This window comes from Kocuria sp. LHG3120, assembly GCF_049897445.1.
Lineage (GTDB): Bacteria > Actinomycetota > Actinomycetes > Actinomycetales > Micrococcaceae > Kocuria > Kocuria rosea.
In genome coordinates, this window is sequence record NZ_JAFCWG010000004.1 from 1 (window position 1) to 14,520 (window position 14,520).

Consider the following 14,520-nt stretch of genomic DNA (forward strand, 5'->3'; position numbering starts at 1 on the left):
GGCCCCCCCCCCCCCCCCCCCCCCCCCCCGCGCCCCCCCCCCCCCCCCCCGGGGGGGGGGGCCCCCCCCCCCCCCCCCCCGCCCCGTCCCACCCGTCCCCGCGAATCCCCCACCCCCCGATGAAGGAAGCCCCGACATGAGCAGACGAGCCCCCCTCCTCCGCGCCGGAGCGGCCACCGCCGTCGCCGCCCTGTGCCTCACCGCGGTCCCCCAGGCCGCGAGCGCCGCCCCGGAGACCCGGCCCCCCGGCCAGGCGAAGCAGGACACCCTGCGCTGGAACACCCCGAAGGACTTCCGCATCGGCAGCGCCGTGGCCGGCGGAGGCCACCACACCAGCGCCGACTACCCGGAGCCCTTCCCCTCCGACCCCGAGTACCGCTCCGTCCTGGCGCGGGAGTTCAGCTCCCTGACCCCCGAGAACCAGATGAAGTGGGAGTTCATCCACCCCGAGGAGGGGGTCTACGAGTTCGGCCCCGCGGACGACATCGTCGACTTCGCCGAGGCCAACGGGCAGGTCGTGCGCGGCCACACCCTGTTCTGGCACAGCCAGAACCCCGACTGGCTCGAGGAAGGCGACTACACCCCCGACGAGCTGCGCGCCATCCTCAAGGAGCACATCCACACGGTGGTCGGCCACTACGAGGGCCGCATCCAGCAGTGGGAGGTCGCCAACGAGATCTTCGACGACAGCGGGAACCTGCGCCTGCAGGAGAACATCTGGCTGCGGGAGCTGGGCCCGGAGATCATCGCCGACATCTTCCGCTGGGCCCACGAGGCCGACCCGAACGCCCAGCTGTTCTTCAACGACTACAACGTGGAGGGCATCAACGCGAAGTCCGACGCCTACTACGCGCTGATCCAGGACCTGCTCGCGCAGGGCGTGCCGGTCCACGGCTTCGGGATGCAGACCCACCTCGGCCTCCAGTACGGCTTCGACGGGCGCATGCAGCAGAACCTCCAGCGCTTCGACGACCTGGGGCTGGAGACGGCCGTCACCGAGATCGACGTCCGCGGACCGGTCGACGGCGACGACCGGATGACCGACGAGCTGCGCCGGAAGCAGGCCGACTGGTACCGCACGGCCCTCGAGGCGTGCCTGGCCGTGGAGGACTGCAACTCCTTCACCGTGTGGGGCGTGCTCGACGAGCACTCCTGGGTGCCGAACACCTTCCCCGGCTACGGGGACGCCCTGACCATGGAGGGCGACTACGAGCGCAAGCCGGCCTACGACGCCCTCCAGGAGGCCCTGGTCCGCTCGCAGCCCGGCGGCGACGCGAAGTGGGAGCACCACCCCGCGTTCCGCTGAGCCGATCGCCCGGACCCGGCCGGAGCGCGACGGGGCCCGCTCGTGCGAGCGGGCCCCGTCGTCGTCCCCGGACGGGGGCGAGTCAGCGCCGGTCGATCCAGCGGGCCGGCGAGTCGTAAATGGCCTCGAGGGCCGTGGCGGCCGCGCCGGTCAGGGCGGGATGGGCCTCCGCGGCGGAGCGCTGGATCTCGACGGGCCCCACCTCCGCCGTGAGCGCGTGCGCCTCCAGGACCTCGCGCAGCACGGGCTCCAGCTCCGGGGCGATCGGGGCGAAGTACCCGGAGAGCACGACCGTCGACAGGTCCAGGACGTTCATCGAGTTCGCGAGCACCACGCCGAGGGGCCGCCCGATCATCTCCATGACCGCCTCCCGGCTCTGCAGCCGCTCCGCCGTGGCCGCCACGAGGTCCTCGATCCGGACGTCCTCCGGCAGGCCGGTCCGGCCCCGCAGCGCGTGGTAGCTGGCGTAGGCCTCGAGGCAGCCGCGCCGCCCGCACCGGCACAGCTCCCCGCCGGGGGTGATCGTGACGTGGCCCAGTTCCCCCGCCCAGCCGTGCTCACCGCGGAGGATGCGCCCCTCCAGGACCACGGCGCCGCCGATGCCGGTCTGGCCGTGCAGGAAGAGGAAGGACGCGCCCGGCCGGCGCAGGACCTCGGTGCGCGCGGCGAGCATGCTGTCGTTGCCGGCGGTGAGCCCCGGGCCCCGGAACGCCGGGTGCTCCCGGAGCCGCTCGACCAGCGGGACGTCCTGCCAGGCGAGGTTGGGGGCGGAGAGCACGGTGGCGCGGTCCGTGGAGAGCCGGCCGGGGACCGAGACGCAGATCCCGGCCACGGGCACGTCCCGGCGGGGCGCCAGGGCGGTGTCCAGCAGACCGGCCAGCACGGAGGCGACCTCGTCCACGGACGCCCCGGCGAAGGCCCCGAAACGGGACTCCTCGTGCAGGACGCGGCCGCCGAGATCCGTGACGAGGCACGCGAGGTGGTCGGCGGCGATCTCCAGGCCCACGCCCAGCACGGTCCCCCGGGCCACGGTCAGGGGGATCGTCGGCCGCCCGGACACCCGCGCGGCCGTCTGCCGGCCCTCGACGAGCAGACCCGCCTCGAGCAGCTCCTGCACCAGTTTGGACACGGTGGGCTTCGTGAGCCCGGTGAGCTTGGCGAGCGCGGCGCGCGAGACCGGCGCGTCCGCCCCGGCGACGGCGCGCAGCACGGTGGAGAGGTTGTGCTCCCGCAGGTGGCTCGACTGCACGGACGACTCTCCTCTGGTGCCGAGAGGACCGGGTCCGGCGCGGATCCCGGCCGACCGGACGGCAGAAAATCCGCCGGCGGTCTTCCCCCACGGTATCCCAGCTCCTATAGTAAGTAACGGAAACTAACCAACTGGGAAAGGACCTCCGATGCCCACCTCCTCCCCCGCGACCTCCCTCGCCCCGTCACTCACCCCGTCCCCCGCGGACAAGTTCTCCTTCGGCCTGTGGACCGTGGGCTGGGCCGCCCGCGACCAGTTCGGCACCGCCTCCCGGCCCGAGCTCGACCCCCTCGAGTCCGCGCGCAAGCTCAAGGAGCTCGGCGCCTGGGGCTTCACCTTCCACGACAACGACCTGATCCCCTTCGACGCCACCGAGGCCCAGCGCGAGAAGCTGATCGGGCAGCTGAAGCAGACCATGGACGAGACCGGCATGGTCTGCGAGATGGTCACCACGGACACCTTCGCGGAGCCGATCTTCAAGGACGGCGCGTTCACGTCCAACGACCGGCGGGTCCGGCGCTACGGCCTGCGCAAGGTGCTCCGCAACGTGGACCTCGCCGCCGAGCTCGGCGCCACGACCTTCGTGATGTGGGGCGGGCGCGAGGGCACCGAGTACGACTCCTCCAAGGACCTCTACGCCGCCCTGGACCGCTACGCCGAGGGCATCGACACCGTGGCCGGGTACATCAAGTCCCAGGGCTACGACATGCGCATCGGCCTCGAGCCGAAGCCCAACGAGCCCCGCGGCAACATCTTCCTGCCGACCATCGGGCACGCCCTCGCGTTCATCGACCGACTCGAGAACGGGGACGTCGTGGGCGTGAACCCGGAGACCGGGCACGAGCAGATGGCCACGCTGAACTACACGCACGGCCTCGCCGAGGCGCTGTGGTGCGAGAAGCTGTTCCACATCGACCTCAACGGGCAGAACGGCCCGATGTACGACCAGGACCTGGTGTTCGGCCACGGCAACCTGATCAGCGCCTTCTTCACGGTGGACCTGCTGGAGAACGGGTTCCCGTCCCTGCCGGGCGCCTACCAGGGGGCCCGGCACTTCGACTACAAGCCCTCCCGCACCGAGCACCTCGACGGCGTCTGGGACTCGGCCGCGGCGAACATGCGGATGTACCTGCTGCTGAAGGAGCGGGCGGTGGCCTTCCGCCAGGACCCCGACGTCCAGGAGGCCATGGAGCAGTCCGGCATCCTCGAGCTCGGCGAGCCGACCCTCGCCGAGGGCGAGGACCTCGAGGCGTTCCTCGCCGACCGCAGCGCCTACGAGGACCTCGACCTGACGGGCCCGTCGGAGCGCAACTACGGCTTCGTGCGCCTGCACCAGCTCGCCGTCGAGCACCTCATGGGCGCCCGGGGCTGAGACGCCCGGGGCCGGCACCCACCCCCTCCGGGGTGCCGGCCCCGTCCCGGCCCGGTCCGGCGCACATCCCCCCTGCGCCGGGCCGGGCACTGCGCGTCCCGTCCCGCGGCGCCCTCGCCGCTCCGTCCCGACCCCGCACCGAGGTTCTTCATGGCACGCACCACCGTCCTGGGCATCGACTCCTCCACCCAGTCCACCAAGGCGCTCCTCGTCGACGCCGGCACCGGCGAGGTCCTCGCGCAGCGCCGCGCCCCCCACCCGGACGGGACCGAGGTGGACCCCCGGGCCTGGCTCGCCGCGCTCGACGACGCCGCCGGGCCCTTCCTCGCGGAGGCCGCCGCGGTCTCCGTCGGGGGCCAGCAGCACGGGATGGTCGCCCTCGACGAGCACGACGCCGTGGTGCGCGACGCCCTGCTGTGGAACGACACCCGCTCGGCGCCGCAGGCCCGCGGGCTCGTCGAGGAGATGGGCGGTGCGGCCGCCTGCGCCGAGGAGCTCGGCAGTGTGCTGGTCGCGTCCATGACGTCCACCAAGCTGCGCTGGATGGCGGAGCACGAGCCGGAGCACGCCGCCCGCACCCACCGGGTGCTGCTGCCCCACGACTACCTGTCCCACCACCTCGACGCCGGCCGGTCGTCCTTCTTCACCGACCGCGGCGACGCCTCCGGGACCGGCTACTTCTCCACGCGCACCGGCGCCTGGGACCACGCCCTCGTGGAGCAGGCGCTCGGCCACGACCTCGAGCTCCCGCAGGTGGCCGCCGCCCCGAACGCGGTCATGGGCCGCACGGCCGCGGGGGCGGTGCTCGCGGCCGGCACGGGCGACAACATGGCCGCCGCGCTGGGCGTCACGCTCGGCCCCGGCGACGTGTCCCTGTCGATCGGCACCTCCGGGGTCGCGGCCATGGTCTCGGAGACCCGCACCGCGGACCCCAGCGGGCTGGTGACCGGCTTCGCCGACGCCACCGGCCGCTACCTGCCCATGGCCACGACCCTCAACGCCGCCCGGATCCTGGAGTTCGGGGCCCGGGTGCTGGGCGTCGACCACGCGGGCCTCGCCGAGCTCGCCCTCGCGGGCCGTCCCGGGGCGGGCGGCGTCACCCTGCTCCCCTACCTCGACGGGGAGCGCACGCCCGACCGGCCCGAGGCCCGCGCCACCCTGCACGGGATGTCCTCGCGCACCGGCCGGGAGGACATCGCCCGGGCCTGCGTGGAGGGCCTGCTCTGCTCCCTCGCCGACGGCGTGGCCGCGCTCGAGCGGGCCACCGGCACCGCTGCGGAGCGGATCCTCCTGATCGGCGGCGGCGCGCAGTCCGAGGCGGTGCGCCGGCTCGCCCCGGCCGTGCTCGGCCGTCCCGTGCTCGTCCCCGCCCCGGCGGAGTACGTGGCCCTCGGTGCCGCCCGGCAGGCCGCCTGGGCCCTCTCGGGCGAGGACGAGCCCCCGGCCTGGGCGCTCGCCGGCGCCCGGCAGTACGAGGCGGAGCCGACGCCCGGGGTCCTGGAGGCCTACCGCACGCTGGGCGACCGGACCGCCGGCTGGTCCCGGCCCCCGGCCGGCGCCCACCCCCAGCGGTGAGACCGGCCCGCGGTCCGGCGGGGCGCCGCCCGACGGGCGGGAGACCACCGTCCGCACCCCGGCCGCCCCGGTCGGTCTGAGCCCGCGGGCGCTCGACCTCGGCGCCGCGGTCCGGGCCCCGCACCTGCCCGGCCGGACCGGTCAGCCCAGCGCCTCCTCCAGCGCGGCCAGCACCTCGGACGCGCTCCCGGCGTCGAGGAGGGCCCGCCGGCAGGACTCCCCGGCCAGGGCCTCGGAGAGCTCGGCCAGCAGCTCCAGGTGCTCCTCCCCGGAGCGCTCCTCCGGGAGGGAGATCAGGAAGACCAGGTGGACCGGTTCGCCGTCCAGCGCGTTCCACTCCACGCCGTCCCGGCTGCGGGCGAACGCGATCATCGGCCGCTCGGCACCGGCGGACTTGGCGTGCGGCAGGGCCACGCCGTTGCCCACCCCGGTGGACCCCTCCTCCTCCCGGGCCAGGGCCGCCGCGACGGTGCTGTCGGCGTCGTACGCCCGCCCGGTGTGCGCGCCGAGCTCGGCGAGCTGCCGGATCACGCCGTCCCGGTCCGCCCCGTGGACGTCCAGGAGCACGGTCGACTCGCTCAGGTGGGCCAGGACGGAGCCGGAGCGCCCCGGGGAGTCGTCCGCGGCGCGGGAGGTCCTGTCGCTCATGTGCTGTCCCATCGGTGGAGGTGGACGGGCGGCGCGGTCCCACCGCACTGCCCGCGGCACCGCTGCGCCCTCGTGCGGGCCAACCTACGGCGGCCGGGCCCCGGCGTCCACCGGTCCGCGCGGATTCCGATCCCGTCGGCAAATATTGTTGAACAATCCTGGGGGACAGGGCATGCTGGAGGGACCGACGTGACAAGGAGCACAGCATGCCCCCCTCCGACATCGACCTCAACGCGGACTGCGGCGAGTCGCTCAGCGCCTGGGCCATGGCCGGCGACGAGGCCGTCCTGCACGTGGTCACCAGCGCCAACGTGGCCTGCGGCTTCCACGCTGGGGACCCGACGGTCGCCCGACGGACCTGCACCGTGGCCGCCGAGCAGGGCGTGGCCGTGGGCGCGCAGGTCTCCTACGACGACCTCAAGGGCTTCGGCCGCCGCTTCATCGCCGTGCCCCGGGCGGAGCTGACCGACCAGCTGGTGTACCAGATCGGCGCCCTCCAGGCCCTGGCCCGCGCCTCGGGCACCGGGGTGAGCTACGTCAAGCCGCACGGCGCCCTGTACAACGCGATCGTCCACCACGAGGAGCACGCAGGAGCGGTGGTGGACGCCGTGCGCGACGTCGACGACGCCCTGCCCCTGCTGGTGCTGCCCGGCTCCGAGATCGAGCGCCAGGCGCGGGCGGCCGGGCTGCGCACGGTCCGCGAGGCCTTCGCCGACCGCGGCTACACGCCGCAGGCCACGCTCGTGCCCCGCACCGAGGCCGGCGCCGTCCTGCACGACGCCGACGAGATCGCCGCCCGCGTGGTGCGGATGGCCGTCGAGGGCGTGGTCGAGGCCGTCGACGGCTCCCTCGTGGCGGTGGACGCCCAGAGCATCTGCGTGCACGGGGACACCCCCGGGGCGCTGGCCATCGCCGAGCGCGTGCGCCGCGCCCTCGAGGAGGCCGGCCTGCGGGTCGGGAGCTTCCTGTGAGCGGGCCGGCCCCCGCGGGGCCCCGCCGGGTCCGGCCGCTCGGCCCGCGGGCGGCGCTGGTCGAGTGCGCCGACCTGCACGACGCCGTGGCGGTGCACGCCCGGCTCGCCGCCGCGGACCTGCCCGGGCTCGTGGACTGCGTGGCCGGCGCGGAGACCGTGGTGGTGCGCGCGAGCACCACCGATGCGCTGCGGGGAGTCGTCCGCGCCGCCCGCGCCGTCCCCCGCGGGAGCGCCGGGGCCGGCGGGGCCCGCACCGTGACCATCGACGTCGTCTACGACGGCGAGGACCTGGCGGCGGTCGGCGAGCTCACGGGCCTCGGCGCGGACGGGGTGGTCCGGTTCCACACCGGGCAGGCGTGGACGGCCGCCTTCGCCGGCTTCGCGCCCGGCTTCTTCTACTGCGTGGGCGAGGACGGTCCCGACGTCCCGCGCCGGGGCACGCCGCGCACCGCCGTCCCCGCCGGCTCGGTGGCCCTGGCCGGCCGGTTCTCCGCCGTCTATCCCCGCAGCTCCCCCGGCGGCTGGCAGCTCATCGGCCGCTCCGCGGCCCGGATGTTCGACCTCGACCGCGAGGACCCCGCCCTGCTGCGCCCCGGGGACCGGGTGCGCTACCGGCCCGTGCGCGAGCTCGTGGAGGTCGCCGCGACCGCAGCCCGGACCGCCCCGGTGCGGGGGCCCCACCTGACGGTCGGCGCCCCCGGGCTGCAGACCCTCGTCCAGGACGGCGGCCGGGCGGGCTCCGCCGCGCTGGGCGTGTCCCCCTCGGGCGCGCTCGACGCCGCCGCCGCCGGATCGGCCAACCGGCTCGTGGGCAACGGCCCGGGGGCGGCGGTGCTGGAGCACCTGCTCGGCGGGCTCGAGCTGACCGCCCACGGGGAGCACGTCCTGGCGGTCACCGGCGCGCGGGCGGCGCTGACGGTCACGGGCCCGGCCCCGTGGCGGCCCCCGCCCGGCACCCCCTTCGCCCTGCGCGACGGCGAACGGCTGGCCGTCGGCACCGTGACGGCCGGGGCGCGGGTCTACGTGGGCGTCCGCGGCGGGATCACGGTCCCGCCGGTGCTGGGCAGCCGCTCCGCGGACACGCTCGCGGGGCTGGGCCCGGCCCCCCTGGCCGCCGGCGACGCCCTGCCGGTCGGACCCCACCCGGGCACCGCCGTCCGGCCCCCCGAGCCGGCGCCCGCCCCGGCCGCGGTGCCCACGGTCCGCGTGGTCCCGGGCCCCCGCGACGACTGGTTCACCCCCGCCGCCGTGACCTCCTTCTTCGCGCAGGAGTGGGAGCTGACCGCGTCCTCCGACCGCGTGGGCGCCCGGCTCTCCGGCGAGCCGCTGGAGCGGGTGCGCACGGACGAGCTGCCCAGCGAGGGGACCGTGCCCGGCTGCGTCCAGGTCCCGCCCGCGGGCCTGCCGGTCGTCCTGCTGCAGGACGCGCCCACCACCGGCGGCTACCCCGTCATCGGGGTGGTGCACCCGGAGGACCTCGCCGTGCTCGCCCAGCTGCGCCCCGGCGGCCGCCTGCGCTTCACCCGGCTGCCGGCGCCCGATCTCGGCCCGCCGCCCGCGGAGGACCCCGAGCCCGCCACCGCGCAGGCCGAACCCGACAGCACCGCCACCAGCACGTCCACCGACATGTCCACCGACACCTCCCGGGAGTAGCACCGTGCGCAAGATCCTGATCGCCAACCGCGGGGAGATCGCCGTCCGCGTCGTCCACGCCTGCGCCGAGGCCGGCCTCGAGTCCGTGGCCGTCTACGCCGACCCCGACGCCGACGCCCCGCACGTCCTCCTGGCCGACGAGGCGTACGCCCTGGAGGGCACCTCGGCCGCCGAGACCTACCTGGACGGGGACGAGGTGCTCGCGATCGCGCGCCGGTGCGGCGCCGACGCCGTGCACCCGGGCTACGGGTTCCTCTCCGAGAACGCCGGGTTCGCCCGGGCGGTGATCGAGGCCGGCCTCACCTGGATCGGCCCCTCCCCCGAGACGATCGTGCTGCTGGGGGACAAGGTCGCCGCCCGCGAGATCGCCCGGCGCGCGGGCGCCCCGCTCGTGCCGGGCAGCGACGGCCCGGTCGAGTCGCCGGAGGACGCCCGGGCCTTCGCGCAGGAGCACGGCCTGCCGGTGATCGTGAAGGCCGCCCACGGCGGCGGGGGCCGCGGCATGCGCGTGGTCCGGGAGCTCGACGAGGTCGAGGACGCCTTCCGCTCGGCCGCCCGCGAGGCGCAGAGCGCGTTCGGCCGCGGCGAGTGCTTCGTGGAGCGCTTCCTGGACCGCCCGCGGCACGTGGAGGCGCAGGTCGTGGCCGACTCCCACGGCCACGTCGTCGTGCTCGGGACCCGGGACTGCTCCCTGCAGCGCCGCCACCAGAAGCTCGTCGAGGAGGCCCCCGCGCCGTTCCTCTCGGACGACCAGCGCGAGCGGATCGCCGCCGCCGCCGAGGGCATCTTCCGGGAGGCCGGGTACGTGGGGGTGGGCACCGCCGAGTTCCTCGTGGCCCCGGACGGGCTGATCTCCTTCCTGGAGGTCAACACCCGGCTGCAGGTGGAGCACCCGATCACCGAGGAGGTCTACGGCGTGGACCTGGTCCGCGCCCAGCTGACCGTGGCCGCCGGGGACCCGCTGCCCGTGCTCGAGACCCCGGTCCCGCGCGGGCACGCGTTCGAGTTCCGGATCAACGCCGAGGACCCCGGCCGCGGCTTCCTGCCCTCCGGGGGCACGGTCGAGGCCGTCGACACCCCGACCGGCCCGGGTGTGCGCGTGGACTCCGGGGTGCACCGCGGCACCCGGGTGGCCACGACCTTCGACTCGCTGCTGCTCAAGCTCGTGATCAGCGCGCCCACCCGCGAGCAGGCGCTCGTGCGGGCCCGCACCGCCCTGCGCGAGCTGCGGGTGCACGGCGTGGCCACCACGGTCCCGTTCCACCGCGCCGTGCTGGACGCCCCCGCCTTCGCCGGGGGCGAGGGGCTCGGGGTGTGGACCACGTGGATCGAGGACGAGTTCGCCGGCCGGCTCGCCCCGGACGCCGAGTACGCCCGCGCGGACGAGCCGGGCCGCACCCGCTTCACGGTGGACGTGGACGGGCGGCGCGTGAGCATCGGGATCCCCGACGCCCTCGCCGCGGCCCTGGGCTCCGCCCCCGCGGCGTCGGAGGCCGCCCCCGCGGGGGCGCAGCCCGCCGACGACGGCGCCGTCACCGCGCCCTTCGCGGGCACGCTCGTCTCGTGGCTGGTGGCCGAGCAGGACGACGTCGAGGCGGGCCAGGACGTCGCCGTACTGGAGGCCATGAAGACCGAGACCCGGGTGTCCGCGCCGCGGGCCGGCACGGTCCGGGAGCTCGCGGTGGGACCGGGGGACGCGGTGACCGCCGACCAGGTGCTGGCCCGCCTCTCCTGACCGGGCTCCGTCCCCGGGGTGCCCGGACCTCCCCGGGGGGCTCACTCGGGGAGCAGCTCCTCGAGGGGCGGGGCCTCCTCGATGAGTCCGTGCTGGACGGCGAGGTCCGCGAGCTCCTGCACGGACTGCCGGTTCACCTCGGTGGGGTAGGCGGGCAGGACGAGCTGGTCGATCAGCTCCTCGTCGAGCTGCGTGTAGCTGGGCAGCACGGCCCGGACCTCGTCGGGGTTGTCCTGCGCGAACTGCAGCGACTTCTCGATGGCGGCCCGGAACGCCTCGACGGTCTCGGGCTCCTGGGCCAGCACGTCCTCGGTGGTGAAGTACACGGCCACCGTCAGGTCCTCGATCGGGAACGCGTAGTTGGAGACCGCCGAGCGCGCCCCGTCCTGCATGGCGATGGTCCGGAACGGCTCGATCGAGCCGATCGCGTCCACCTCGCCCCGCTCCAGGGCCGCCGGCATGTCGGGGAGCGGGACCTCGACGAACTCGACGTCCCCGGGGTCCCCGCCCTGCGCCTCGATGGCCGCGCGGATGGTGGTGTCGCTGATGTTGTTCAGGGTGTTCACCCCGACGGTCCTGCCCTGCAGGTCCGCGGCATCCTGGATGTCGCTGTCCTCGCGCACCAGGACGTCGGCGAAGTCCTCGCCCTGGACCCCGGTGGAGTTGTTGGCGTTGGCGATGATCTGCAGCGGCAACCCCTGGGACCGGGCGACGATCAGCGACGTCACGTTGCTGAAGCCGAAGTCCATCTCCCCGCTGACCACGGACGGGACGATGGCCGCACCGCCCTGGGCCTGGGTGATGTCGAGCTCCAGGCCCTCCTCCTCGAAGAAGCCCTGCTCGATCCCCAGGTAGAGGGGTGCCACGTCGGTGCTCGCGATGACGCCCACGCCGACCCTGGTCAGCTCGCCGTCCCCGGCCGCTCCGCCGCCGGACTCCCCTCCCCCGCACGCGGTCACCGTCAGGACGGCCGCCGTGGCGAGTGCTGCACCGGTCTTCTGCATCGAAGCCTCCAGGGAGTGGGTCGGACGTCCTGACAGCGTAGAGGACGGCCTGGTCCGCCACCAGGGTGCCGCCGCACGGCCGGGCGCCCCCGGGATGTCAGGATGGGGATCGATGAACACCGTGCAGAACGAGTTCCTGACGACGGCCGTCGCCCAGGCCGGGCCCGCCCCGCAGGGCGAGGCCATCCCGTGGGCGGTGGACGTGCTGCGCCAGGGCGTCGTGGCCGGCCGGCTGCCGCCCGGGACCCGGCTCTCGGAGGCCCGGGTCAGCGAGGCGCTGCGGGTCTCCCGCAACACCCTGCGCGAGGCGTTCACGATCCTGGTCGGGGAGAACCTGCTGGTGCGGGTGCCCAACCGCGGCGTCTCGGTGGCCCGGCCCGGCGCGGACGACGTGCGGGAGATCCACCGGGTGCGGCTCGCGCTGGAGACCTCGGCGCTGCGCTGGTCGGACCCGGTCCCGCAGCCGGGCCTGCACGCCGCCGTCGAGGACGGCCGCGCCGCCCGCGACCGCCGGGACGTCACCGGCATGGCCGACGCGAACCAGCAGTTCCACCGCGGCGTGGTGGAGCTGGCCGGCTCGCCGCGCCAGGATGAGCTGATGTCCCGGACCCTCGCGGAGATGCGACTGGTGTTCTACTCCATGCGCCAGGACCCGTCCTTCCACGCGCCCTGGATCGAGCGCAACGCCCGGATCCTCGAGCTCTTCGAGCAGGGCCGGCGCGAGGAGGCCGCCGTGCAGATGCACGACTACCTGGAGGCCTCCCGGCAGCAGCTGCTGGACGTCCTGGAGGGCCCCGCGCCGGCCGCGCTCAGGGGACCTGGTACTGCCAGTCGGGCAGGTCGGTGACCAGCATGTGGCCCGGGGCGTGGCCGAGGGCGAACGGCACCCCGGACTCGAGCACCGCCGCCTGGGGCGTCACCCCGCAGGCCCAGAACACGGGGACGTGGCCGTCCGGGATCTGCACCGCGTCCCCGTAGTCGGGGGCCCCGAGGTCCCGGATGCCCAGCTCCTGCGAGGCGCCGACGTGCACCGGGGCGCCGTGCACGGCGGGATAGCGGGAGGTGATGCGCACCGCGTCGGCCACCCGGGAGGCGGGGATCGCCCGCATGGACACGACCAGCGGGCCGGACAGCCGCCCGGCGGGCGCGCACGGGACGTTCGTGCGGTACATCGGGACGTTGACGCCCTGGTCGATGTGGGCGATCGGGATCCCGGCCTCCTGCAGGGCCGCCTCGAAGGTGAAGCTGCAGCCGAGGGCGAAGGTCACGAGGTCCTCGCGCCACACGTCGAGCAGGTCGGTGCGGGTGCCCGCCGCCTCTCCGTCCCGGTAGACGGTGTAGAGGGGGACGTCGGTGCGGACGTCGCCGCCGCCCAGCAGCGGCCCGGTCACCTCGCCGGCCTCGAGCACGCCGAGCACCGGGCACGGCTTGGGGTTGCGCTGGGCGAAGAGCAGGACGTCGAAGGCCCAGTCCGCGGGGACGACGATCAGGTTGGCCTGCGCGAAGCCGTCGCACCAGCCCGACGTGGGCGTGACCAGGCCGCTGCGGAACATCGCCCGGGCGGCGCCCGGGGCCAGGGCGGCCCGGTCCCGCCGGGCCTGCGTGCTGTCCGGTCCCACGGCGATCACGCCCACAGCGCGGCGATGCCGCTGAGGGACTGGTAGCCCAGGAAGATGGTGAGCAGCCACACCACGGTGCCGATCAGCGCGAGCCACTTGGGGTACTCGTAGCCGCCCAGCAGGTCCCGCCGGCGCCAGGCCACCCACAGCAGCACCGCGAAGCCCAGCGGCAGGATGAGCCCGTTGACGGCGCCCGCCACGATGAGCAGCGTGGACGGCGCCTGGCCGAGCAGGGCGAACACGGTGGCGGAGACCAGGATGAAGGCGATGGTCATCAGGTTCCGGGTGCGCGGCTTCGTCCGGGAGGTGGTGAGGAAGGACACCGAGGTGTAGGCGGCGCCGATGACCGAGGAGATGGACGCGGCCCACAGGATGACCCCGAACAGGCGCAGGCCGACCTCCCCGGCGGCGGAGCGGAACGCCTGGGCGGCGAGGTTCTCGCCCGTGAGCTGGGCGCCGCCGGCGACCACCCCGAGGATCGCCAGGAACAGCAGGAAGCGCATGACCCCGGTGAGCACGATGCTCACCACGGAGCTGCGGGAGATCTGCTTGACGCTCTCCACGCCGGTGATCCCGGCGTCGACGATGCGGTGGGCGCCCGCGTAGGTGATGTACCCGCCCACGGTCCCGCCGATGAGGGTCGTGATGATCAGGAAGTCCACGTTCTCGGGCAGCACCACGTTGCGCAGCGCCTCCCCCACCGGGGGCCGCGAGACGAACGCGACGTAGCTCGTCACGAGGATCATGAGCACGCCGAGGACCACCACGATCCGGTCCAGGGCCACGCCCGCGCGCTTGCTGACGAACACGCCCACCGCGATCAGCGCCGTGATGATGCCTCCCCAGGTGGGGTCGAGGCCGAGCAGCGCGTCGAGGCCGAGCCCGCCGCCGGCGGTGTTGCCGATGTTGAAGACGAGCCCGCCGGTGGCCACGAGCGCGGCGATGAACCAGCCGAGGCCCGGCAGCACGCGGTTGCCGAGCTCGTGCGCCTTGAGCCCGGAGACGCCGATGATCCGCCACACGTTCAGCTGCACCGCGATGTCGACGACGATGGAGATGACGATGGCGAACGCGAAGGCGGCGCCCAGCTGCACGGTGAAGTTCGCGGTCTGGGTGATGAACCCGGGGCCGATGGCGCTGGTGGCCATCAGGAAGAGGGCGCCGAGCAGGGCGGAGCGGTTCACGGCCCGCATCGCCGCGGGGCTGCTGACGGCGCCGCGGCCCTCCGGGACGGGCGGGACGGGGGCGGAGCTGGACATGCGGCCTCCTCGGGACGGGGGCGACCTGCGCCGGGGCACGGCGCCGGCCACCCTGGACGTGGCCGCGGTCACTCTCGTGCCAGTGTAGTGATTGTTGAACAATCTGAACAGGGCCTCCGCCGCTTCT

General features: G+C 75.0%; 12 protein-coding genes. 7 read left to right on the forward strand and 5 right to left on the reverse strand.

The features are described from left to right. Positions 1–136: 136 nt before the first annotated feature. Positions 137–1,306: an endo-1,4-beta-xylanase gene (locus ACP7CD_RS08975; protein WP_017833166.1), complete on the forward strand. Its 1,170-nt coding sequence runs from the start codon at positions 137–139 to the stop codon at positions 1,304–1,306. An 82-nt stretch (positions 1,307–1,388) separates the two neighbouring features. On the opposite strand, the gene ACP7CD_RS08980 is transcribed toward ACP7CD_RS08975, so the two are convergent. Next, positions 1,389–2,555, reverse strand: a complete 1,167-nt coding sequence (locus ACP7CD_RS08980) for an ROK family transcriptional regulator (protein WP_115163433.1) — start codon at positions 2,553–2,555, stop codon at positions 1,389–1,391. Positions 2,556–2,703: 148 nt separating this feature from the next. On the opposite strand from ACP7CD_RS08980, the gene xylA reads away from it, so the two are divergent. Together xylA and xylB are read left to right on the forward strand one after the other, a co-directional pair. Continuing rightward, positions 2,704–3,927 carry a xylose isomerase gene (gene xylA / locus ACP7CD_RS08985; RefSeq protein WP_426120032.1) on the forward strand — a complete coding sequence of 408 codons (1,224 nt, stop codon included), beginning with the start codon at positions 2,704–2,706 and terminating at the stop codon, positions 3,925–3,927. A gap of 150 nt (positions 3,928–4,077) precedes the next feature. Next, entirely contained in the window at positions 4,078–5,502 is a 1,425-nt protein-coding gene (gene xylB / locus ACP7CD_RS08990; protein WP_336650364.1) for a xylulokinase, read from the forward strand. A gap of 141 nt (positions 5,503–5,643) precedes the next feature. Here xylB and ACP7CD_RS08995 read toward each other — a convergent pair whose 3' ends face one another. Then, on the reverse strand, positions 5,644–6,150 hold the full coding sequence (locus ACP7CD_RS08995; protein WP_081994040.1) for a PTS sugar transporter subunit IIA: 507 nt from the start codon (positions 6,148–6,150) through the stop codon (positions 5,644–5,646). 206 nt (positions 6,151–6,356) lie between these two features. On the opposite strand from ACP7CD_RS08995, the gene ACP7CD_RS09000 reads away from it, so the two are divergent. From ACP7CD_RS09000 to ACP7CD_RS09010, 3 genes are read left to right on the forward strand one after another with little or no spacing between them, the layout of a single operon-like run. Further along, complete coding sequence (locus ACP7CD_RS09000) at positions 6,357–7,121, forward strand: LamB/YcsF family protein (RefSeq protein WP_035923428.1); 765 nt, start codon at positions 6,357–6,359, stop codon at positions 7,119–7,121. Then, on the forward strand, positions 7,118–8,776 hold the full coding sequence (locus ACP7CD_RS09005) for a 5-oxoprolinase/urea amidolyase family protein (RefSeq protein WP_426120033.1): 1,659 nt from the start codon (positions 7,118–7,120) through the stop codon (positions 8,774–8,776). The genes ACP7CD_RS09000 and ACP7CD_RS09005 overlap by 4 nt, the downstream gene beginning before the upstream one ends. A 4-nt stretch (positions 8,777–8,780) precedes the next feature. Then, complete coding sequence (locus tag ACP7CD_RS09010; protein ID WP_336650361.1) at positions 8,781–10,511, forward strand: acetyl/propionyl/methylcrotonyl-CoA carboxylase subunit alpha; 1,731 nt, start codon at positions 8,781–8,783, stop codon at positions 10,509–10,511. Positions 10,512–10,552: 41 nt separating this feature from the next. Here the strand turns inward: ACP7CD_RS09010 and ACP7CD_RS09015 are convergent, their stop codons facing one another. Continuing rightward, entirely contained in the window at positions 10,553–11,515 is a 963-nt protein-coding gene (locus tag ACP7CD_RS09015) for an ABC transporter substrate-binding protein (protein WP_017833158.1), read from the reverse strand. A 112-nt stretch (positions 11,516–11,627) separates the two neighbouring features. Here ACP7CD_RS09015 and ACP7CD_RS09020 point away from each other — a divergent pair, with 112 nt between their 5' ends. After that, positions 11,628–12,362 (forward strand): GntR family transcriptional regulator, encoded by a 735-nt coding sequence (locus tag ACP7CD_RS09020; protein WP_217905330.1) that lies wholly within the window; start codon positions 11,628–11,630, stop codon positions 12,360–12,362. On the opposite strand, the gene ACP7CD_RS09025 is transcribed toward ACP7CD_RS09020, so the two are convergent. Further along, a complete protein-coding gene (locus tag ACP7CD_RS09025; protein ID WP_426120178.1) occupies positions 12,325–13,068 on the reverse strand; it encodes a putative hydro-lyase in 744 nt (247 codons plus the stop codon). The genes ACP7CD_RS09020 and ACP7CD_RS09025 overlap by 38 nt on opposite strands. A gap of 71 nt (positions 13,069–13,139) precedes the next feature. Beyond that, a complete protein-coding gene (locus ACP7CD_RS09030; RefSeq protein ID WP_373994745.1) occupies positions 13,140–14,393 on the reverse strand; it encodes an NRAMP family divalent metal transporter in 1,254 nt (417 codons plus the stop codon). Positions 14,394–14,520 lie beyond the last annotated feature (127 nt).